Annotated in this window: 21 protein-coding genes and 1 tRNA gene; 3 read left to right on the top strand and 19 right to left on the bottom strand. The window is 62.9% G+C overall.

Features of this window, described 5'->3' with window-relative positions; all coding sequences use genetic code 11:
- Positions 1 to 360: 360 nt before the first annotated feature.
- Positions 361 to 2577, bottom strand: coding sequence for a TonB-dependent siderophore receptor (locus A9762_RS02005; RefSeq protein WP_240493407.1), 2217 nt, complete (start codon positions 2575 to 2577; stop codon positions 361 to 363).
- A gap of 344 nt (positions 2578 to 2921) precedes the next feature.
- Here A9762_RS02005 and A9762_RS02000 point away from each other — a divergent pair, with 344 nt between their 5' ends.
- Positions 2922 to 3179 (top strand): YfhL family 4Fe-4S dicluster ferredoxin, encoded by a 258-nt coding sequence (locus A9762_RS02000; protein WP_069340339.1) that lies wholly within the window; start codon positions 2922 to 2924, stop codon positions 3177 to 3179.
- A gap of 107 nt (positions 3180 to 3286) precedes the next feature.
- Here A9762_RS02000 and pth read toward each other — a convergent pair whose 3' ends face one another.
- The 7 genes from pth to A9762_RS01965 all read right to left on the bottom strand — a co-directional run bounded on the left by pth (position 3287) and on the right by A9762_RS01965 (position 9430).
- Positions 3287 to 3883 (bottom strand): aminoacyl-tRNA hydrolase, encoded by a 597-nt coding sequence (gene pth, locus A9762_RS01995; protein ID WP_069340338.1) that lies wholly within the window; start codon positions 3881 to 3883, stop codon positions 3287 to 3289.
- Between the two features lie 123 nt (positions 3884 to 4006).
- Complete coding sequence (locus tag A9762_RS01990) at positions 4007 to 4624, bottom strand: 50S ribosomal protein L25/general stress protein Ctc (protein ID WP_069340337.1); 618 nt, start codon at positions 4622 to 4624, stop codon at positions 4007 to 4009.
- A 157-nt stretch (positions 4625 to 4781) separates the two neighbouring features.
- Positions 4782 to 5729, bottom strand: a complete 948-nt coding sequence (locus A9762_RS01985; protein WP_039395490.1) for a ribose-phosphate pyrophosphokinase — start codon at positions 5727 to 5729, stop codon at positions 4782 to 4784.
- Positions 5730 to 5778: 49 nt separating this feature from the next.
- Positions 5779 to 5855 (bottom strand) — tRNA-Gln (locus tag A9762_RS01980).
- A gap of 54 nt (positions 5856 to 5909) precedes the next feature.
- Positions 5910 to 6779: a 4-(cytidine 5'-diphospho)-2-C-methyl-D-erythritol kinase gene (gene ispE, locus A9762_RS01975; RefSeq protein ID WP_069340336.1), complete on the bottom strand. Its 870-nt coding sequence runs from the start codon at positions 6777 to 6779 to the stop codon at positions 5910 to 5912.
- A 66-nt stretch (positions 6780 to 6845) separates the two neighbouring features.
- Entirely contained in the window at positions 6846 to 7487 is a 642-nt protein-coding gene (locus A9762_RS01970) for an outer membrane lipoprotein LolB (RefSeq protein ID WP_083253560.1), read from the bottom strand.
- A 23-nt stretch (positions 7488 to 7510) separates the two neighbouring features.
- A complete protein-coding gene (locus tag A9762_RS01965) occupies positions 7511 to 9430 on the bottom strand; it encodes a tetratricopeptide repeat protein (RefSeq protein WP_069340335.1) in 1920 nt (639 codons plus the stop codon).
- A gap of 79 nt (positions 9431 to 9509) precedes the next feature.
- On the opposite strand from A9762_RS01965, the gene mutM reads away from it, so the two are divergent.
- Positions 9510 to 10340, top strand: coding sequence for a bifunctional DNA-formamidopyrimidine glycosylase/DNA-(apurinic or apyrimidinic site) lyase (gene mutM / locus A9762_RS01960; RefSeq protein ID WP_069340334.1), 831 nt, complete (start codon positions 9510 to 9512; stop codon positions 10338 to 10340).
- Between the two features lie 93 nt (positions 10341 to 10433).
- Positions 10434 to 11594 carry an A/G-specific adenine glycosylase gene (gene mutY / locus A9762_RS01955; protein WP_069340333.1) on the top strand — a complete coding sequence of 387 codons (1161 nt, stop codon included), beginning with the start codon at positions 10434 to 10436 and terminating at the stop codon, positions 11592 to 11594.
- 119 nt (positions 11595 to 11713) lie between these two features.
- On the opposite strand, the gene rapZ is transcribed toward mutY, so the two are convergent.
- From rapZ to A9762_RS01900, 11 genes are all read right to left on the bottom strand, one after another.
- Positions 11714 to 12592, bottom strand: a complete 879-nt coding sequence (gene rapZ / locus A9762_RS01950; protein WP_069340332.1) for an RNase adapter RapZ — start codon at positions 12590 to 12592, stop codon at positions 11714 to 11716.
- 171 nt (positions 12593 to 12763) lie between these two features.
- Positions 12764 to 13096, bottom strand: a complete 333-nt coding sequence (locus A9762_RS01945; protein ID WP_069340331.1) for a PsiF family protein — start codon at positions 13094 to 13096, stop codon at positions 12764 to 12766.
- 206 nt (positions 13097 to 13302) lie between these two features.
- The gene (gene hprK / locus A9762_RS01940) at positions 13303 to 14268 is read right to left on the bottom strand and encodes an HPr(Ser) kinase/phosphatase (protein WP_039395509.1); all 966 of its coding nucleotides are present in this window, start codon (positions 14266 to 14268) and stop codon (positions 13303 to 13305) included.
- 80 nt (positions 14269 to 14348) lie between these two features.
- On the bottom strand, positions 14349 to 14858 hold the full coding sequence (gene ptsN, locus A9762_RS01935; RefSeq protein ID WP_069340330.1) for a PTS IIA-like nitrogen regulatory protein PtsN: 510 nt from the start codon (positions 14856 to 14858) through the stop codon (positions 14349 to 14351).
- A 183-nt stretch (positions 14859 to 15041) separates the two neighbouring features.
- Positions 15042 to 15398: a ribosome hibernation-promoting factor, HPF/YfiA family gene (gene hpf, locus A9762_RS01930; protein WP_069340329.1), complete on the bottom strand. Its 357-nt coding sequence runs from the start codon at positions 15396 to 15398 to the stop codon at positions 15042 to 15044.
- A gap of 141 nt (positions 15399 to 15539) precedes the next feature.
- Entirely contained in the window at positions 15540 to 17027 is a 1488-nt protein-coding gene (locus A9762_RS01925; protein WP_069340328.1) for an RNA polymerase factor sigma-54, read from the bottom strand.
- A 94-nt stretch (positions 17028 to 17121) separates the two neighbouring features.
- A complete protein-coding gene (gene lptB, locus A9762_RS01920) occupies positions 17122 to 17892 on the bottom strand; it encodes an LPS export ABC transporter ATP-binding protein (RefSeq protein WP_069340470.1) in 771 nt (256 codons plus the stop codon).
- Between the two features lie 37 nt (positions 17893 to 17929).
- Entirely contained in the window at positions 17930 to 18634 is a 705-nt protein-coding gene (lptA, locus tag A9762_RS01915; RefSeq protein ID WP_069340327.1) for a lipopolysaccharide transport periplasmic protein LptA, read from the bottom strand.
- Positions 18631 to 19302, bottom strand: coding sequence for an LPS export ABC transporter periplasmic protein LptC (lptC, locus tag A9762_RS01910; RefSeq protein WP_069340326.1), 672 nt, complete (start codon positions 19300 to 19302; stop codon positions 18631 to 18633). Before lptC ends, lptA begins: the two co-directional genes overlap by 4 nt.
- A 24-nt stretch (positions 19303 to 19326) precedes the next feature.
- Entirely contained in the window at positions 19327 to 19881 is a 555-nt protein-coding gene (locus A9762_RS01905) for an HAD family hydrolase (protein ID WP_069340325.1), read from the bottom strand.
- Positions 19882 to 19892: 11 nt separating this feature from the next.
- Entirely contained in the window at positions 19893 to 20873 is a 981-nt protein-coding gene (locus A9762_RS01900; protein ID WP_069340324.1) for a KpsF/GutQ family sugar-phosphate isomerase, read from the bottom strand.
- Between the last annotated feature and the right edge of the window lie 214 nt (positions 20874 to 21087).

Raw genomic sequence — 21087 nt, 5'->3', positions numbered from 1 at the left:
ATCAAACTCCTTGGCTAAGGCAACAACGAAAAACGAAAGGGGGCTTGCGTTCCCAAGTGGAGCGCAGACAATTCCGGTCGTACTGGTACGACCAGTTGCGTCAAAGACAAAGCACTAAACGTGCCAGCCGGTTCGGGATGTGGGGGAAAGCCTTGCGATGGGAGGAAGGCGAGGTCAGTGGGGCATGTGGGGAAGCGCAGCGTGTGACTTCGCAGAAGGCGTCGTCACGATGTTTTGCACGGAACGCCCCCCTTCATGCACCAGATCGAACCGGAGGTGGACGAACCGGTGCATGAGGCATCGAATTCAGGCACCCAGGCGCAGACAGCCCTCCTGCCGAGTCAGTCGGTGCCTCGCCCGTCACATCCTGTAGCTCAGCGTCACCATGACGTTGCGCGGCTCGCCATAGAGCGCCTGATTGTAGAAGCCCGTCATCGTGTAATAGCGCTTGTCGAAGAGGTTGTTGACGTTGATGGCTACGCTCGCGTTCGACGTCACGTCGTAGCGCGCCATCAGCGAGGTGATGGCGTACGCACCCTGTCCGACCTGCACCGCTCCGTCAGGACCGAGCGCCGATTGAGAGAAGCTGCTCTGCCAGTTCACGCCACCGCCCACGGTCAGCCGGTGCCACGTGCCCGGCAGGCGGTAGGTCGTGAACAGGCGTACCGTCGCACGCGGAATCTGGCTGTTGAGCCGCGATCCGTCGCCACTCGATGCCGTGAATTGCGACGCCCCGGCATACACGTTCCATCCGGGAAGCCATTCGCCCTGGATGTCCAGTTCGATCCCTTTCGAGCGTGTGCCACTGGCCGCGTAGTAAGCGAGTGAGCCGTCGGGCAGAGAGTGGCCGGTGTCGGTCTGTGCAACGTTGTCGAGCCAGGCGTCGAAGAGCGCCACCGACGCGTTCAGACGACCGTCGAGAAACGCGCCCTTCAGGCCGATCTCGGCGTTCTTGCCGGAGGTCGGCGCGAGTACGTTGCCGTCCCGGTCGCGGTAGGTTTGCGGATTGAAGATCGTCGTATAGCTGGCGTATGCGGAGTAGGTGTCGTCAATGTCGTAGACCACGCCCGCGTACGGCAGGAACTTGGCCGTCTGCTTGAAATGGAATGTCCCCTGATCGACTTCGTAGTTGCTCAGACGTGCACCGAGGATCAACTTCAGCGGTGCAGCGAGATTCCAGCGCACGGCCCCGTAAGCGCCGCTCTGCTTCACATGCGTCTTGGTGAGTGCGTAGGGCGTCGAGGCCCAGTCGGGCTCGGGATAAGCGCCGGTCCACTGATAAAAGTTACCGATCGGCGTCGGCGTGAAGACGAAGCCCGTCTCGCGGTCATCGGCCTTCTGGTCGGACATCATCGCGCCGAAGGTCAGTTCATGACGTCGTCCCAGCAGGGTGAACGGGCCGGTGGCCATGACGTCGAAACTGTTCTGCCGACTCTCGACGATACCGCCTACCGCCAGCGGAATGAGCCCCTGACCCGTGGTGCGGTCCGGATAACTCAGCGCGGAGAACATTTTTGCGTCGGAGTCGGCACGCCGCTGGCTCAGCTCGGCGCGTAGCTTCCAGCCGTTGTCGAAGCGATGCTCGATGTCGGCGAAGGCCGTCTTGAGCGTTGACTCCCATGTGCTCCAGCTCGCCGCGAGATTGGTCGAGCGCGGCCAGCTTGTCTGCCCGCCGTCACTGAAGAACATCGGTTGTCCGCCCCACGGCATACCCTTGGGCGAGGCGTGCGAATACTGGTACCCCAGCGAGACGGTCGTGTCGCGAGTCAGGTCCGCATCGACCACGCCGTACAGCGATTGACGGCGCAGCTTGTCATGATCGAGGAACGAGCGCGAATCCTGCCCCACGGCGATGATCCGTGCCCGGACGTTGCCGCTCGGAGTCAGTGGCGTGGAGATGTCGAGCGCGCCCCGATAGTTGTCCCACGATCCGGCGCTCACCGACGCCGCCGCCGCGAAGTCCTTCAGCGCATGCTTGCGCACGAGATTGATCGATGCTGATGGATTACCGGTGCCGCTCATGAGCCCCGTGGCGCCGCGAACGACTTCCACGCGGTCATAGAAGGCCGTGTCCTGAATGCCATCGCCCGGCACGAAGGTGTTGGGAAGTGCCGACGTCGGCATGCCGTCGTACGTGAAGTTCGTGATCTCGAAGCCCCGGGAGTAAAAGGTGATCCGGCCGCCTTCCCCGTCCTGGTTGTAAGCCGAAACGCCCGTCGTGTTGCGTAGCACGTCGCTCACCGACGTCATTTGCTGATCGGTCATGCGCTGTTGCGTCACGACCGTCACGGATTGCGGGGTGTCGCGTAGCGAGAGCGGCAAGCCCGTTGCCGCCGATGTCTGGTCGACGGTGTAGGCGTGCGTCGTCTGGGTCGTGGTGTCGGCGCTGGCGGTGACGTGGGTGGCGGGTAGGGCGACGGTCGAATGCGCTTGATCAGGGCGCGTGGTATCGACGTCGTCCGTTGACTGCGAGTAGCCCGGAAGCGGGGCGACCAGCAGCGTCGCGAACGCGGTGCTCAGGGCTGTGATGAGCCGCCGGGGCGTAGGGTGACGTGGGCAGGCAGCATGGCGAAGCACGGGCGGCAGACGTAAGGAAGCCCGCGGCCTCCGATGCGAAAGGTCGGTCATGAAAACGGATTCTCGAAAGGGCGGAGCGCCGCGCGGGCCTGCGCAGCGCGCATTGCGGCGAATGGACACTCGTCGGGACGAGCACGAGTGGGTACCAGTGATGCGAACCGGCGCCTCACACCACGTCGACGGCGTGGTGCGTAACGAGAATCATTATTAACTTCGCGAGAAGCTTGGGAAATGCCGTCAGACGCACGCGTGCCGTGCGCGGCACGCACGGATTCGAGAAACCCCGCGTTCTGTTAGTATTTGCGTAGTTTGTGGTTGAAAAGTAAAGAGAAAGCGAGTCAACAGTGGCACTGATGATTACCGACGAATGCATCAATTGCGACGTGTGCGAGCCCGAGTGCCCGAACGACGCAATTTCGATGGGGATCGAGATCTACGAGATCGATCCGAACAAATGCACGGAGTGTGTCGGTCACTTCGACGAACCGCAGTGCGTGCAGGTGTGTCCGGTGGAATGCATTCCGATCCATCCGGAGCACGTCGAGACGCCCGAGCAATTGCTCGAGAAGTACACCCATCTGCAAGCGGCCAAGTCCGCCTGAGTTCGCTGAGCGAGCTCACGGTGACGGTTTCGGCCTGATTCCCCCAGAAAGCATTCGAGCGGCATTCGAGCCGCTCGATTAACTTCCGTCTCACGCGAGATACCGGCTTATTTTCCCGGTGCCGCGTGCAGACGCATCATCGCCTTTTCCATCTCGCCTTTCACGACCAGATCGACGATGTCGAGCGATCGCGACATGGCCTCGTCGATCTCCGCCTGTTCTTCCTTGCGCGGCGGCTTGAGCACGAAGTCGGCGACTTGTTGCTGGCTGCCGGCGGGTTGCAGCGTGCGCGGATGACCGATGCCCAGGCGTAGGCGCCAGAAGTCGGGTGTCGTCAGATGGGCCGCAATGTCCTTGAGCCCGTTGTGTCCGCCGGTGCCGCCACCGCGCTTGAGCCTGACGGTGCCGGGCAGCAGGTCGAGTTCGTCGTGCACGACGAGAATTTCGTCCGGCATGATCTTGTAGAAGCGCGCCAGCGCGACGACCGATTGCCCGGAGCGGTTCATGAAGGTCTGGGGTTCGAGCAACCACACTTCCTGTCCGGCAACGCGCGCACGCGCTGCGTAACCATGGAAGTTCTTTTGGTTGGTGAGCGAGGCGCCGCTTTGCTGCGCCAGTGCGTCGACGAACCAGAAGCCCGCGTTGTGACGCGTCGCTGTATATTCGGCGCCCGGATTGCCGAGCCCTACGATCAGCTTGATCATTTCGGTATCAGGATCTGGGTACGCGCCATCGTGGCATGCGCACCGCCATAAAAAAACCCGCCGGACATGACGTCGCGGCGGGTCTTGCGTCCAGCGTCGCCGCTGAAAGCTAACGCGTGAGGCTTAGGCAGCCGGCGTTTCGCCTTCAGCCGAAGCAGCCGCTTCGTCAGCAGCAGCGCCAGCCGGTTGAACGGCTTGTGCGACCACCGGGTTTTCTTGCTCGACGTGCAGCGTCAGCGTCACGCCGGCGGGCAGCTTGACGTCCTTGGCGTGCACCGTCTTGCCGGCTTCCAGCGTCGACAGGTCGACTTCCAGGAATTCCGGCAGCTTGCCCGGCAGGCAGCTAACGTCCAGTTCGTTCAGCGTGTGGCTGATCACGTTCGAAGCCAGCTTCACGGCCGGGGCGTTCTCAGCACCCAGGAAGTGCAGGGGCACCTTGACGTGGATCGGCTTGTTCGGATCGACACGTTGGAAATCCACGTGCAGAACCAGTTGCTTGAACGGGTGGTACTGCACATCGCGCAGCAGCACTTGTTCGTTCTTGCCGGCGACTTCCAGGTCGAGGATCGACGAGTGGAAGGCTTCCTTACGCAGGGCGTGCCACAGCGCGTTGTGATCGAGTTCGATCAGTTGCGGAGCGACGTTCCCACCGTACACGATGCCCGTGGTCTTACCGGCATTGCGCAGGCGGCGGCTCGCACCCGTACCTTGCAGATTACGCTCAAAAGCGACGACTTTCATAAACAACTCCTTGAACTGCCCGCGACCAGGCAGCGATTTCTTCCCGAAAATCCCGCGAAAAAACGCAGGTCTCAGGAACAACAAAGGCGGGGATAGGCTCCCCGCCGACAGAACAACGGCGCCACACAGGCGCCGTCGCAAAAACTTTACCGAACGTTTATTCCGCGAACAGCGACATCACCGAGTCGCCACGACGGATACGCGAGAACGTCTCGGCCAGCAGGTTCGCGCAGCTCAGTTGGCGAATCTTGCCGCCCTTCGAGTCGTCGCGCAGCGGAATCGTGTCGGTCACGACCACTTCATCCAGCTCCGAGGCATTGATGCGCGCTGCGGCACCGCCCGAGAGAACCGGGTGCGTGCAGTAGGCGTACACCTTCTTCGCGCCACGTTCCTTGAGCACTTGTGCGGCCTTGCACAGCGTACCGGCGGTGTCGACCATGTCGTCCATGATGACGCAGGTACGGCCTTCGACTTCACCGATGATGTTCATCACTTCCGCGACGTTGGCCTTCGGACGACGCTTGTCGATGATGGCCAGATCGCAATGCAGTTGCTTGGCGAGCGCACGGGCACGAACCACACCGCCGACGTCCGGCGAAACCACCAGCAGGTTCTCGTGATTCTGCGCGCGCACGTCCTGCAGCAGCAGCGGCGAAGCGTAGATGTTGTCGACCGGGATATCGAAGAAGCCCTGAATCTGGTCGGCGTGCAGGTCCATCGTGATGATGCGTTCGACGCCTGCGATTTGCAGCATGTTGGCCACGACCTTCGCCGAGATCGCCACGCGCGCCGAGCGGGGGCGACGATCCTGACGGGCATAGCCGAAATACGGAATGGCAGCGGTGATCCGGCCGGCAGAAGCGCGCTTGAGCGCGTCGACCATGATCATCAGTTCCATCAGATTGTCGTTGGTCGGAGCGCACGTCGACTGGAGGACGAAGACGTCCTTGCCGCGCACGTTTTCCTGAATTTCGACTTGGATCTCACCATCCGAGAACCGGCTGGCCATGGCTTTGCCGAGCGGGATACCGAGTGTATCGACGACCGCTTGGGCCAGGGCGGGATTGGCGTTCCCGGTGAATACCATCAGGTTATCACTACTCATCTGGCTACCTGCGGGACGTTTGGATGCTGAGACTTTACGACAGAGAAATTGGCAGGGGAGGAAGGACTCGAACCCTCGTATGCCGGAATCAAAATCCGGTGCCTTAACCAACTTGGCGACTCCCCTACACTAACCGATGCCTTCGCTGCGTCGTAGGAAACGCAACAAAGTAAAACCCTTTTACGCGAAGGCGAACATTGGATGTTCGGCCAGGCCGGTGGTCACTTGACCGATCCAGCGCTCCGGCAATCGCTTGTATGCCGCTTCCGCTTCTGCCTTCGTGTCGAATACTGCAAACACGCTGGCGCCGGATCCCGTCATACGTGCAGTGGTGAAGGTTCTGAACCAGTCAATCACAGCAGCGACTTCCGCGTATTCTCGAGTGACTACCGCCTGCATGTCGTTACGGAAGATTTCATCCGTTTCGAACACGTTTTCGTTGGCGTGCTCAAGAAAGAACGCCATTGTGACGATCTTCGTATCCCTTGTCAACAGGGGGTCCGTAAATATTTTGTTGGTGGCGACGTGTGTACGCGGGTTGACCACAAGGAAGTACCGCTGCGGCAACTCGACCGCCCGCAACTGCTCGCCCAGCCCTTCGGCGAAGGCATTGCGGCCGAAGACGAAAAACGGCACGTCTGCGCCGAGCTTGAGGGCCAGCGTCTGGAGTTCTTCGCGCGGCAGATCGAGTTGCCACATGCGATTGAGCGCCAGCAGGGTCGTGGCGGCGTCCGAACTGCCGCCCCCGATGCCCCCACCGGCCGGAAGACGCTTCTCGATGCCGATATCCACCCCGAAGCGTACGCCGCAGTGCGCTTGCAGCAAGCGTGCCGCGCGCACGGTCAGGTCGGTTTCCGGTGGAACGCCCGGCAGCGGATTCGTATGCACGATCTGTGCGTCGTCGCGCCGCTCGAAATGCAGCGTATCGGCCCAATCGATCAACTGGAAGACGGTTTGCAGTTCGTGATAACCGTTGGGCCGGCGTCCTACGATATGCAGGAACAGGTTCAGCTTGGCCGGGGCGGGGCAGTCACGCAGGATTTCGTACATGGCGTTGCAAAAACAAAAAACGACTTGAATGAATTGGGGGCGGGCGTTTGGGCGTTTGTCTGTCGCTTACTCGTCGATCACGAGACGCACGGCGAGCGGCGCACCACCCGCTTCGCGCGACAGGTCGACGCGTTTGACGCGCAGCGGCGTGCCGTCGAAATACGCCTGATAGTCGATTGTCCAGCCGTCCTGCTTCAGATGCGTGGGACGTTGCGTCTGCGGATCGCGTTCGATGCTCGCCTGCGAGCCCGGCGCTCCCTGCATGCGCAACCAATAACGCATGCCGCCGACGGGGAGGGCGAAACCGAGCGCATCGCGCATCACATCGTCGAGACGCGCACCGGTCAGAGGCGCCTTGCCGGGCAGTTCCAGCGAGGCGCTGCGAGGATTTTCGCGCACGATCGCCTGCGTCTGGCCGAGCGGGTCGAGCAACTGGAGCGTCGCATTGTCGCCGCTCTGCTGCCAGTCGAAATTACCGTAGGTATTGCGCGGCTCGCCGTTTTGTTCGTAGCGCACCGAGAAGCGGCCGCGATAGTGTTCGACGCTCGCACCCGCAGTCGGCTCGACCGGCGTGGGCGGCGCGAGGCTCGCACATCCCGTGGCGACCACGGCAGTCGAACATGCCAGCGCGAGCGTGGCGGCGCGCGACCACTGCGACCATTGGGACGATCGCGGCAGCCGGGCCGACAAGGAAGACTTCACCGTCATGAGCATCACGTGCATTCGATGCATTACGGTGCGACGTTGTAACGCTTCATGGTCGAGCGCAGCGTATCGTCGTCGCTATCGAGCTTGAGGGCTTCGCGCCAGGTCTTGCGCGCTTCGTCCTGCTGGCCCGATTCCCACAGCACTTCGCCCAGATGCGCGCCGATTTCGGCCTGCGCCTGAATGCCATAGGCGCGACGCAGCAGTTCCAGCGCCTGCTGCTTGTCGCCCAGACGGTACTTCACCCAGCCGAGGCTATCCATGATGTACGGGTCTTCCGGCGAAAGCGACGACGCCTTTTGCAGCAGCTTGAGCGCTTCCGGCAAACGCGTATTGCGCTCGGTCAGCGAGTAGCCCAGCGCGTTGTAGGCCTGTGCATTCTCGGGCTGCGTCGTCATCACGCGGCGCATGGCCTTTTCCATCACGTCGTAGTGCTTGTTCAGTTCGGCAACCATGCCGTACTGATAGAGCAGGTCCGCATCGTCCGGATGATCCTTGACTTCGACGGCGAGCAGCTTCTCCGCGTCGTCGTAGCGCTTTGCCTTGACGAGCAGGTCCGACTCGGCGCGCTTGAGTGCGAGCTGCTCGCGCGGGTCGCTCGACTTGATGCCATGCAGCAGCGCGCGGCCTTCGTCGACCTTGCCCTGATCGGCGAGCAACTGGGCGCGGCCGATCTGCGCGGGCAGATAGGCGTTGCTGTCTTCGCGAATCTTCGAGAGCCACTTGTCGGCCGCCGGATAATCCTTGCGGTCCTGCGCGATCTGCGCGAGGTAGACGTAAGCCTGCGCACCGTCGGTGTTCTGTTGCTCGGCTTCGGTCGCGTATTTCTGCAAATACTGCTCGGCCTGCGCCGGATGATTGGCGTGCAGGTTGAGCAGCGCCAATGCCATGAGCGTCGACAACTCGTGCGGGTAGCGCTTCTCGAGCGTCTCGAACTGTTTCTGTGCGGCGTCGAGCTGGTTGTCCGCCAACAGCAGCTTGGCGTAGGCGAAGCGGGCTTCCTTGGCGTCCGGATTGCGATCGAGGAACGTTTTCAGGCTGGCGATGGCGCCGCTGCGCTCCGCCGGCCCCATCTGCCCATAGAGCAGCGCGGCCGCTTCGTAATCGGGTTTGAGCTTGAGCGCGGTTTCGAGCGAGGTGCGCGCGCCGGCCGTGTCGCCGGCGTCGAGTTGCGAGCGGGCGATGGCCAGTTGCGCTTCGGGGCGCTGCATGTCGTTCGCCAGCATGCGCTTGAGCGAGTCGATGCCCGTGGCGCGCTCCGGACTGCGGGCGATCATCTGCTGCAATTCGAGGATGGCCTGACCGCGGCGCGCTTCCGGCACCTTGTTCAGTTCCTCGACGAGCAGCGGCTCGGCTTCGGCCAGATGACCGGTGCCGACTTCGAGGCTCGCAAGCAGTTGCGACGCCGGACGCCACGCCGGATCGAGCTGATGCCACAGCTTCGCGGCGACGAGTGCATCGCCGAGCTGGCGCGCACCGAGCGCGATCTCGACGGAGCGGCGCGCCATGCGCGGATCCTTCGTCCGGTTGGCCAGCGCGATATAGGTATTGAAGGCGGGCGCGAGATTGCCTTGTTGCAGGCTCAGTTCGGCGGCCAGCACTTCGAAGACGATCTCGCTGGTGAGCGCGACGTTCGGCAACTTCTCACGGGGGACGTTCGCGTTTGGTGCGACGTCTTCGCTATCGACGTCGGCGCTCGCGCCGCTCGCAGCCTTCGGTGCGCTTGCCTTGGCCGGGGCCGCAGGCGCAGCAGCCGGCGCCGGCTGTGCGGTCTGGGCGAAGGCGTTCGAAGATGGCAGAAATGCCATGATGGCGCTGGCGCAGGTCACGCCGAGCGCCGTGGCTCCGGCCCACGCCCCGCGGGCCAGGGCGCCACGCAGGCGCAAAACCACGGGTGCCGCAGTCTGGGCAGCGGCGGGAATGGACTGGAATCGGGTGTTCGGCATAGGGATCCACGGCAGGTTTCGAGCGATTGTAGCGCGCCCGATACAATAGAGTCTAAATCCTCAGCAAACGTTCGCAGGCATGCCTGAACTCCCAGAAGTCGAAGTCACCCGCCGCGGTATCGCGCCGCACGTGGCGGGCACTCGTATTGCGCGTATCGACGTTCGCAACGGCGCGTTGCGCTGGCCGGTGCCCGACGGGCTCGATACCCTTTTGCGTGGCGAAACACTCGTCGGCGTGACCCGTCGCGGCAAGTATCTGCTGCTCGAATACGCGCCCGGCTGGCTGCTCGTGCATCTGGGCATGACCGGTACGCTGCGCGTCATGCCCGAGCCGATGTCGTTGCCGGCCGCCGGTGTGCACGACCACATCGATCTCGTCTTCGAGCGATGTGCGCTTCGCTATCGCGACCCGCGTCGCTTCGGCGCGGTGCTCTTCCATCCCCGCTCGGCGGGCGACGTGCTCGCGCATCCGCTGCTCGCCGGTCTCGGCGTCGAGCCGTTGACGGACGCCTTCGACGGCGCGCTGCTCTACGCGGGCACGCGCGGGCGCACCGTTGCCATCAAGCAGGCGTTGCTCGCGGGCACGATCGTCGTTGGCGTTGGCAACATCTACGCCTCGGAGAGCCTGTTCCGCGCGGGTATCAACCCGCGCATGGCGGCGGGCAAGTTGTCCCGCCCGCGCGCCGAGAAGCTGGCGCAGGCCGTCAAGGTCGTGCTCGCGGCGGCGATCGAGAAGGGCGGCAGCACGTTGCGCGACTTCGTCGGGAGCGACGGCCAGAGCGGTTACTTCCAGCAGGAGTATTTCGTCTACGATCGTGCCGGTCAGCCGTGTCGTGTCTGTGGCACGACGATCCGGCAGATCGTGCAGGGGCAGCGATCCACGTTCTTCTGCCCGCACTGTCAGAAATAATGCCTGCGTTCGCGGCGAGTTGAGTCGGCGCCATCTGCCCTTATCTTGCCGTGACGCAACAAAATAGCGCCCCAAAAGCCCCCCAATAGCCCCATGAAAGACGCCTCCCACGACATCAAGACCGGCACGCTCGCGGATACTTTCGCCGAGCGCCTGATCGCCTGGCAGGCCGAGCACGGCCGTCATGATCTGCCCTGGCAGAACACGCGCGACGCCTATCGCATCTGGCTGTCCGAGATCATGCTTCAGCAGACGCAGGTCGCCACGGTGATTCCGTACTACGGACGATTTCTGGAGCGCTTCCCCGATGTCGCCGCGCTGGCCAGTGCGCCGCAGGACGACGTCATGGCGCTCTGGAGCGGCCTCGGCTACTACTCTCGCGCGCGCAACCTGCATCGTTGCGCCCAGGTCGTCGTTGCAGAACATGGCGGACGTTTCCCGTCCGATCCGCAGACGCTCGCGACACTGCCCGGCATCGGCCGTTCGACGGCCGCCGCCATTGCCGCTTTCGCCTACGACGCCCACGCCGCGATTCTCGACGGCAACGTCAAACGAGTGCTCGCGCGGGTATTCGGCATCGAAGGGTTCCCCGGCACGCCGAAGATCGAACGCGAGATGTGGGCACTGGCGGAATCGCTGTTGCCGACGAGTGGATTGCCGGCTTACACGCAGGGGATGATGGACCTCGGCGCTACGCTGTGCGGACGCGGCAAGCCGCGCTGTGGTGAATGTCCGTTCGATGGTGATTGCGTCGCGCATTCGACGGGACGCGAGCGCACGCTGCCGACGGCCAAGCCGAAGAAAGCGCAGCCGGAGCGATATGTGGATGTGCTGGTGATTCGCGCGGGCGAGCGGGTGCTGTTCGAGCGGCGTCCCGACAGCGGCATCTGGGGTGGCCTATGGAGTCTGCCGGAGCTCACCCCGCCGACCGACGCGCGCGACGCCGACGATGCGGTGCTGCGCCAACGTCTGACGGGCCACGCGGCGGCGCTCGGCGCGAAGCTTGGTCCGGTGCAGTCGGTCATGCCGCTGCATGGGCTCACGCACGTCTTCACGCACTTCAAGCTTCACTTGCGCCCGTGGTTGGTGACGCTGTCGGTATCGTCGACGCCAACGCTCGCCGACGATGCCAATCGTGCATGGCTGGATGGCGCAGGGGTGGCGGCGGCCGGCTTGCCGTCGCCGATCCGGAAGATCGCCGACGCGCTTTGCCTGAACACGTCGGGCGACGGTCAGTTGTCTTTGCCGGCCTGAAACGTGAGCCGCACATCGCCGGCCGCTGACAACGGGCCAACGGGCCGGCGAATTTGGATCGGGGATTGAAGGTCGGTCGAAGCGGTCGAAGTGGTGGAATCAGCGAATGCCGACGTCGCCTACGACTTCGCCTCGGAAGGCGGCGCGAGTTCGCGGTGACGTACGAGCACACTGGCCTCGTTGCGGAAGCGCTCGCCCAGCGTCTCGGAGATGAACACCGAGCGATGCTGACCGCCAGTGCAGCCGATCGCGACCGTCAGATAGCTACGGTTGTCGCGCATGTAACTCGGCAACCACTTCTGCAAATAGGCCGCGATGTCGTTGATCATCTCGTCGACTTCGGGAATAGCCGACAGGAAGTCGATCACTGGCTGATCGCGTCCGGTCAACGGGCGCAACTGCATGTCGTAGTACGGGTTGGGTAACGAGCGAACGTCGAACACGAGATCGGCGTCGAGCGGCACACCGTGCTTGAATCCGAACGATTCGAACATCAGCGTGAGGCCGGTTTGATCGTGCTGAACGAATTCGCGTATCCATCGGCGCAGCGCGCTCGCGCGCAGATTGCTGGTGTCGATCTGGTGACCGAGTTCGGTCACGCTACTCAACATCTCGCGTTCTTTCTCGATGGCTTCGACGAGCGAGCCGGTCGGCGAGAGGGTGTCGTCTCCCGTCACCGAGAGCGGATGCCGGCGACGCGTCTCCGAGAAACGCTGCACCAATGTCTGCGTGGTGGCATTGAGGAAAAGTACGCGCACATCGTGGCCAAAGCGGCGCAGTCCGCCGATGATCGGCGGCAATTCGGCGAGCGAACTACCGCTGCGCGCGTCGATGGCGACCGCGAGGCGTGAGTAATTCTGGGTGCCGAGGTAGATGGCGAGTTCGGGCAAGAAGCGCGACGGCAGATTGTCGACGCAGTAATAGCCTGCATCTTCAAGGACGTTGAGCGCGAGCGACTTGCCGGAACCGGAGACGCCGGTAATCAGTACGATCTTCATGACATTTCCCGAATACAACCATCATGGTAAGCGATTGTGTCGTTCGGGTGTCGAGCCGCCAAAAACGAGAACGTTCCATTGAATTTCCCTGCGTTTTCGAGAAATCAGGGCTTTTCAACGAAAACGGCGCCCGTGAAGGGCGCCGTCGGGCAATGCGGAAAGCGTGAAATCTCAGGCAGCCGGCGCATTCGACAGGCATTGCTTCATGAATGCCTTGCGATCGTCGCCCTTCTTGCCGGTAGCTTGCGTGTTGCAGGTCTTCATCTTTTCCTGCTGAGTCTGCTTGGCTGCCGGAGCGGCGCCGCCTGCCGACAGACACTGCTTCATGAACGCCTTGCGGTCGTCACCCTTCTTGCCGGTGGCTTGCGAGTTGCAAGCCTTCATCTTGTCCTGCTGCGAATTGGTTGCCTTGGGGGCGGTTGCCGGAGCGGCGGCCGTCTGGGCGAACACGGGCGATGCGAGCAGCGGGGATGCCAGGAGCAATGCAGCGAGTGCTTTCTTCATGATCGTCTCTCCATAAGGTCGTGACGCACGGGCACAGGGATGGACCGCGTAGCGATTACAACATGATAGAAAACGCGCCGCAATCGCGCGGCGTTGACAGAAAAACGCAAAAGTTGCGGTATACCCGGAGGGTTTGGGGCACTTCGACGGGAAACCGGGGGAGGCGCTCGACATCGGGCTGCCGACGCACGCCACCCCGTGGGGAATCAGAGCAGCTTGCCCTGCATGCCGTCCGGGTCCTGCATGGCCTGGCGTTGGCGTTCCATGAAGTCCTTGAGCGTATCGATGCCGCGCAACTGCAAGATCGTGTTGCGCACGGCGGCTTCGACCAGCACGGCGAGGTTTCGCCCGGCCGCCACTTGCAGGATCACCTTGTTGATCGGCAGGCCCAGCACGTCGACCGTCTGCGCTTCGAGCGGCAGGCGCTGAAACTCGCCATCGGGGCGGCGCACCAGTTGCACGATCAGTTTGAGCTTCATTTTGCGACGCACGGCCGTCTCACCGAAGATCGTCTTGATGTCGAGCAATCCCAGGCCGCGTACTTCCAGCAGGTTTTGCAGCAGCGGCGGGCAGCGGCCTTCCACGAAATCGGGGCCAAGTCGCACGAAATCGACGGCATCGTCGGCTACCAGGCCGTGTCCACGGCTGATCAGCTCAAGGCCGAGTTCGCTCTTGCCCAGACCCGAATCGCCGGTGAGCAGCACGCCCATCCCGAGAATATCGATGAAAACGCCGTGCATCGTGCATCGCGGGGCGAACACACGGGAGATGTACAGGCGCAGGCTGTCGATAACCGACGCCGTGGACAGCGGCGTGGTGAATAGCGGCGTCGAGGAGCGGGTACAGCGCAGCACCAGATCGGGCGGCGCTTCCAGACCGTCTGCCACCACGAGGAACGGCGGTTCCAGTGCGATGACTTCACCCATGTGGCGCTTGCGGTTCTCGTCCGTGAGACGCTGGTAATAGCGCAGCTCGGCCTCGCCGAGCACCTGAATCCGGTTCGGGTGGATGAGGTTCAGGTGACCCACGAGGTCGGCGCTGGAGGTGGCCGTAGCCACGCTCTCGGGCGTGAAACCGCGCTCCCACCCCTCATGGCCCGTGAGCCACGACAGACGCAGCGTCGCAGCGTTGTCGTCGAAAATGCTTTGCGCGTTGATGCCGGTCAGTTCCACCGCGTCGCCTCGTTCGGTTGGATGTGAGAGCTATTGAAGTCGTCTGTGTTCGCGGCGGTTCGTACCGGATGGCGCCCGGATCAGGGCTGCCAGTTCGCGAGTGCGGTATGGATCTCGTTCGCGCTCGGGGCGTTGATCAGTGTCTCGCGCATTGTGCGGTCGGAAAGCAACTGCGCAATTTCGGACAAGATCTCGAGATGCTGCTGCGTGGCCTGTTCGGGCACCAGCAGGAAAAACAGCAGGGACACCGGCTGGCCGTCAGGCGCTTCGAAAGGAATGGCTTCTTCGAGGCGGATGAATGCCGCCATCGGATGCTTCAGCCCTTTGATGCGGCCGTGCGGGATCGCGACCCCTTCGCCGAGTCCGGTGGAACCCAGACGTTCGCGGGCGAACAGGTTGTCGGTGACCGTAGCGCGCAGGAGCTGGGCATTCTTCTCGAAGAGAAGGCCGACTTGCTCGAAGACACGCTTCTTGCTGGTGACGGACAGTCCAAGCAGGATGTTGGACTCAGGTAAGAGTTTGAATAAACGGTTCATCTTGTAATGCGGGCGAACGCTTAGTCGCCCTCCAACCCCCGATTGACCTCGCATTATAGACCACCCGCCGCCGTGCTCGCGGAGTGACATGGAACTGGGCCGAACCATACAAAAGGGGCCGTACAACGGCCCCGCGGTGGGTGATGCCAGACTTACGAGAGACGGATATACGCTCGGGTGGTTCCTTGCGGGTTTTCGTCAGTGTCAGTCAATGCGATGACCACGCCTGAACCGAGCCTATTGCAGCGGTTCCGCCTCAGGAGGGAGTTGGTGGTGCTTGATAGCCTCGCGACCGTGATCCTGAACCTTGTCCTTGTACTGCACTACCTTGCGGTCGAGCATGTCGATCAGCTTGTCGATGGCGGCATACATATTCTCGTCACACTTCTCGACGAAAATTTCCTTGCCCTTGAGATTCACCGTGACGCTCGCGTTCTGGCGTCCCGCCTTCTCCTTGGACTTGTCGACAGAAAGGATCACCTCGACACTAATGACCTGATCGAAATGCCGCAACACGCGTTCAAGCTTGTTGACGACATATTCTTTCAGTGATGGCGTGACTTCGAGATGATGTCCACTGATCTGAAGATTCATAGCTGCTCTCCTTGCTGAAATGCCGAAGTGCACGCCGCGTCATCGTTGACGCTGGCTGGCATGAGCGCGAGCCATTGACGTGACGCAATGTCGCACTGCGGCGTTATGCCCCAGCCGCCAACATGGCGCACCAGGACTGTCCTACAAAGATTTGCGCAAGTTCACTGCGGGGATTCGCATGGCCTCGCGGTATTTCGCGACGGTGCGCCGCGCCACCACAAAACCTTGCTCTGCCAGCAGTTCCGCGATTCGGCTGTCGGAAAGGGGGCTCTGCGGGTCTTCTGCTCCTATGAGTTGCTTGATGAGTGCGCGGATGGCGGTCGATGACGCAGCGCCTCCGGCTTCCGTTGCCACGTGTGAACCGAAGAAGTACTTGAGCTCAAAGGTTCCAAATGGAGTGAGCATGTACTTACTCGTCGTCACCCGTGAAATCGTGGATTCATGTAAACCCAGCGTATCAGCAATCTCGCGTAAAACCAAGGGCCGCATGCCGATTTCGCCGTGCGTGAAGAAGTTCTTTTGACGCTCGACAATGGCCTGCGCGACCCGCAGGATCGTGTCGAAGCGTTGCTGGATGTTCTTGATCAGCCAGCGCGCTTCCTGCAATTGCTGTTGGAGGTTGCCGGTACCCGGATCGTTCCGGTTGTTTCGCAGAATCCGCGCGTACATTTCGTTGATACGCAGGCGCGGCATGACTTCCGGGTTGAGCTCGGCCGTCCAGCCGCTTCCCTGCTTGCGTACCAGCACGTCCGGCACGACGTAGTCGGCCTGCGGTGAGCCATACGCCGCGCCCGGGAACGGGTCCAGCGAGCGGATCAACTGATGGGCGGCGCGCAGGCCATCCTCGGTCACCCCGAGCAGGCGGCGCAGGCGGGTGTAATCGCGCGCGGCCAGCAATTCCAGGTGATCGGTGACGATGCGCAGCGAGAGCGTACGTACGCTGCTGGCGGGCAGGCGCTGAAGCTGCAGCCGCAGGCATTCCGCCGGGCTGCGGGCGCCCACACCCGCCGGATCGAAGCTTTGCAGGAGTGCGAGCGCTGCGTTGATCTCTTCGGTCTCGAGCGCCAGTTCTTCGGGCATTTCCGCCTGAATTTCGTCGAGCAGGGAGCCGAGATAACCGTCTTCGTCGAGCGACTCGATCAGAAACTCTACCAGCGCGCGGTCGCGCGGACTGGCCTTGGTCAGGCGCAACTGGGCCAGCAGATGTTCACGGAGGTTGGGATGGTCGACGTGCAGTTGCGGGCGCGCGTTGTCGTCGTCGTCCGATGCGCTGCCCGAGCGGGCGAAATCGTTCAGACTCCAGTCGCTGCCGTTGTCCTGGGCGTTGTCGTCGAAGCGGGCCTCACCGTCCAGCTCACGAGCTTCGTCGTGACCGTTGGCGGGTTCCGCGCTGTCGTTCGAACTACTGGACGACGAACTCCGCTCGTTGCGCAGCGACCCGTCGGTGCCCACACGCACCGAGCCGGCGAGCCAATCGTCCTCGCGTTCGAGCATCGGGTTCTGGGTGAGGGCGTGCTCGACTTCCTGCTGAAGTTCGAGCGTCGACAGTTGCAACAACCGGATCGATTGCTGCAACTGCGGCGTGAGGGTCAGGTGCTGCGAGGTGCGGAGTTGAAGAGTCGGTTTCATAGCGTGTCTCGCCTTCATTGTAGAGGCTTTGTCACGCCAACGGAACCGGCCTGACCTCCTATCGGAGGCAGGGTTTACATGCGAAAAATTTGCTTTACATCCGGAAATTTTCGCCCAGATACACGCGACGGACGCTTTCGTCCGCGACGATCTGGTCAGGCGTGCCGGCGGCGAGCACCGAGCCTTCGCTGATGATGTAGGCGTGATCGCAGATGCCGAGCGTCTCGCGCACGTTGTGGTCGGTAATCAGGACACCGATGCCACGGTCCTTCAGGAAGCGCACGATGCGCTGAATTTCCAGCACCGCGATCGGATCGACGCCCGCGAACGGTTCGTCGAGCAAAATAAAACGCGGTTGCGTGGCCAGCGCGCGGGCGATTTCCACGCGACGACGCTCGCCGCCCGAGAGCGACATGGCCGGATTCTCGCGCAGATGGCTCACCTGAAGCTCGTCGAGCAGCGACTCAATGCGGCGCTCGATCTCGTCGCGCTTGAGCGGCTTGCCGTTCGCATCGACCTGCAATTCGAGCACGGCGCGAATGTTGTCCTCGACCGTGAGCTTGCGGAATACCGACGCTTCCTGCGGCAGATACGACACGCCCATGCGAGCGCGCTCGTGAATCGGCAGTTCGCTGATGAGGTTGCCGTCGAGCTGGATTTCGCCGTCGTCGGCGGGCACCAGACCCACGATCATGTAGAACGACGTGGTCTTGCCGGCACCGTTCGGTCCGAGCAGTCCGACGACCTCGCCGCTTTTCACGTCGAGCGAAACATCCTTCACGACGGTACGCGCGCCGTACTGCTTCTTGAGCGAGCGTACGACGAGTGCGCTCGGTTTGCCTGCGAGGCCCGCGCCCTGATTGATGGTCGAGGCGTTGCTGCTGGCGGTGCTGTTGGCAGAATTACTCACGCGGATTCCCGATGGTCTTGGAGGGCGACAGCGGCGACATATCGCCCTTGGGCGCTGCGGCCGGCTTGCTCGCGCCAGGCGACGTTGCCTGCGCACCCGTGGCATTGCGCGGGGCGAGGGTGGCGCGCACACGGCCGTTCGGATTGTTGGCGTTGACCTGATCCGAGCCGCTGTTGGCGGTGTAGACCTCATTGTAGGTGTCGTACGTGATCACGCTGCCATGAATCTCGTCGAGCACTTTGGTACCGCCGGCCAGACGCTTGAGCGTGGCTTGCGTGGTGAGCGTGGCGACTTCGGTCTTGCCGTTGTAATAGATCGTCTGGCCCCAGCCGTCGATGTATTCGTCCATGCCGTCGCGCTTCTGACGCATGTAGGCGAGCGGGCCGCCTGGCTTGTAGTAAGCCGTGGCGTACTGATAGCCCTCCGGATCCTGAGTCACTTCGACGCGATCGGCCTTGAGGAGAATCGTCCCCTTGGTCATCGTCACGTTGCCCGTGAAGATGTTGACCTGCTTGAGGTCGTCATAGCTCATGTGATCCGACTCGATGTTGAGCGGCTTGTCGCGGTCGGCGCGTTCGGCGTGGGCGAGCGGCGAGGCCAGAGCGCCGAGAACGGCGAAGGCCGCAGCCAGCGCGCGCAGGGCACGAAGCGTACGCAGGGACGAGAAGGCGGGTCGCAGGTGAAGGCGATCGGTCATGGGGTCTTGGAGCCCTGTTTAGTCTGAGGTGGCGCGCTCGGCGCGGTGGGCGCAGCGGACTGACGGGGAGGCGGTTTTCCGCCCAGCTCCGCCGGCTGGATCGTGCCGTGGACATTGCCGAGCAATTGTACGGCGCGCGTGATGTTATTGAAAATCATGCCATCGCCGTACATCACGGACGTCCCGCGGAACAACTGCACGGGCTTTTCGGTACGCACGATGTCTTCATTCACGAGCACCTGGAAGTGCTCCGAGAGCGCGCGCATTTCCGGGTCGCGCGGTCCCGGCTGGCGCGTCACGACGGCGTCGTCGTAGAGATCGACGACCGACATGTCGGCGTTGAGCGTGCCGCGCTTGCTCGTGGCCGTCACCTCCGGCTGATCCGGGGTAAAGGCGCGCACGGCCGGCATCGTCATGGCCGTCGTCTGATCGTCTTCGAAGTGCGTCATATGAACGGCGTTGACACGGTACTGCGTCGTGCCGTTCGGCGACAACATGGAGATCACCATGTCGTCGGCATAGTAGTCGGGGATGTGTTGCTTCACGTACGGCGCGCGATCGGCGTCCGAGGGCAGCGTGCGCTGCACCAGCCAGTACGTGCCCGCTGCCAGCCCCGCCAGAACGACGATGGCAAGCAGCGAAGCCGGGGAGACGCGTTGAATGGCCATGAGTGGATCGGTTCCCTCGACGCGTCAGGCGAGCGCTTCAGCGAGCAGGGCGTCGTAACGCCCCTGCGCGCGCAGGATGAAGTCGCACAGCTCGCGCACGGCGCCTTCGCCGCCGCGCGTGTCGGCGATCCAGTGGCAGCGTGCCTTCACTTCGGCGTGCGCATTGGCCGGGCAAGCCGCGAAGCCCACGCGCGTGAGCACCGGCAGATCGGGCCAGTCGTCGCCGATGTGACCGCATACGTCGGCCGTCACGGACACCTTGGCGCACAGGTCCTCGAACGCGGCGCGCTTGTCGTGCACCCCTTGGTAGACGTGTGCGACGCGCAGATCCGACGCGCGTTTGGCGACGATGTCGGACTGACGTCCGGTGATGATGGCCGTGACGATACCGGCTTCGGCGAGCAGCTTCAGGCCGTGCCCGTCGAGCGAATCGAACGTCTTGATGACTTCGCCTGCCGGACCGTAGCGCAGGCCGCCATCGGTGAGGACACCGTCGACGTCGAACACCATGACGCGCAGACGCGCCGCTCGTGCGGTGGCGTCGTTAGCGTCGAATGGCGTGGTGCTGGAATGACTCATGGACGGGAAACTCACACGACCTTGGCGGCGAAGAGGTCGTGGACGTTCAGCGCACCGACGAGGCGGTCGTTCTCGGTCACGAGCAGTTGCATGATGCCGAAGCGCTCCATCAGCTCGGCGGCTTCTGCGGCGAGATGGTCCGGGCCGATGGTACGCGGGCCGGCCTTCATGACATCGGCCAGCTTCAGCGAAGTGAAATCGAGCGTACGCTTGAACAAACGACGCAAATCGCCGTCGGTGAAGATACCGACGACGTGGTCGTCGGCGTCCACGATCGCGGTCATGCCGAGGCCCTTGGCGGTCATCTCGATCAGCGCGTCGGAGAGATTGGCGTCCGAGCGCACGCGGGGGATGGCGTCGCCGGTGCGCATGACATCGCGCACGAACGTGAGCAGACGCCGGCCGAGCGCGCCGCCCGGATGCGAGCGGGCGAAGTCCTCGGCGCCGAAACCGCGTGCGTCGAGCAGCGTGACGGCGAGCGCATCGCCCAGTGCGAGGGCTGCCGTGGTGCTGGCCGTGGGCGCAAGACCGAGCGGGCACGCTTCCTTCTCGACGCGAGCGTCGAGATGCACGTCGGACAGGCGTCCGAGGCTGGAGGTGGCGTTGCCGGTCATGGCGATGAGCTTGGCGCCGATGCGCTTGATCATCGGCAGGATGCTGACCAGTTCACCCGTTTCGCCCGAGTTCGACAGGGCGACGACGACGTCGTCGGCCGTGATCATGCCCAGGTCGCCGTGGCTGGCTTCGGCCGGGTGAACGAAGAAGGCGGGCGTGCCGGTGCTGGCGAAGGTGGCGGCAAGTTTGCGGCCGATATGGCCCGACTTGCCCATCCCGGTGACGACCACGCGTCCCTTGCAGGCGAGCAGAAGCGAGACCGCTTCGAAGAAGCTGTCGTCGAGGTGCGCGGACACGCGTTCGATGGCGTCGGCTTCAGTGCGCAACACCTCCCGGGCGACCTCTAGTGCCCGGCCTGGATTGATTTTCGCTATCATGCGCGGAGTATATCAAAACGGACGTGGCGTCGAAGGACAGCCGCGCCACGCCTGGCCCAGCGCCTTTCGGGACATCGCCTGAAGCGGTCAGGTTTCCGCACCAGGCGTGACATCCAGACGTAATCTGGCATGTGTCTTGCATGAGATCTGCCAGACCCATGCACGACAAAACACCCCGCTACACCCCGCTGACAACGTATCACTCAGGAAACCG

The organism is Pandoraea sp. ISTKB, assembly GCF_001721285.1.
GTDB classification, from domain to species: Bacteria; Pseudomonadota; Gammaproteobacteria; order Burkholderiales; family Burkholderiaceae; genus Pandoraea; species Pandoraea capi.
This window is presented reverse-complemented; position numbering and strand designations above follow the sequence as displayed.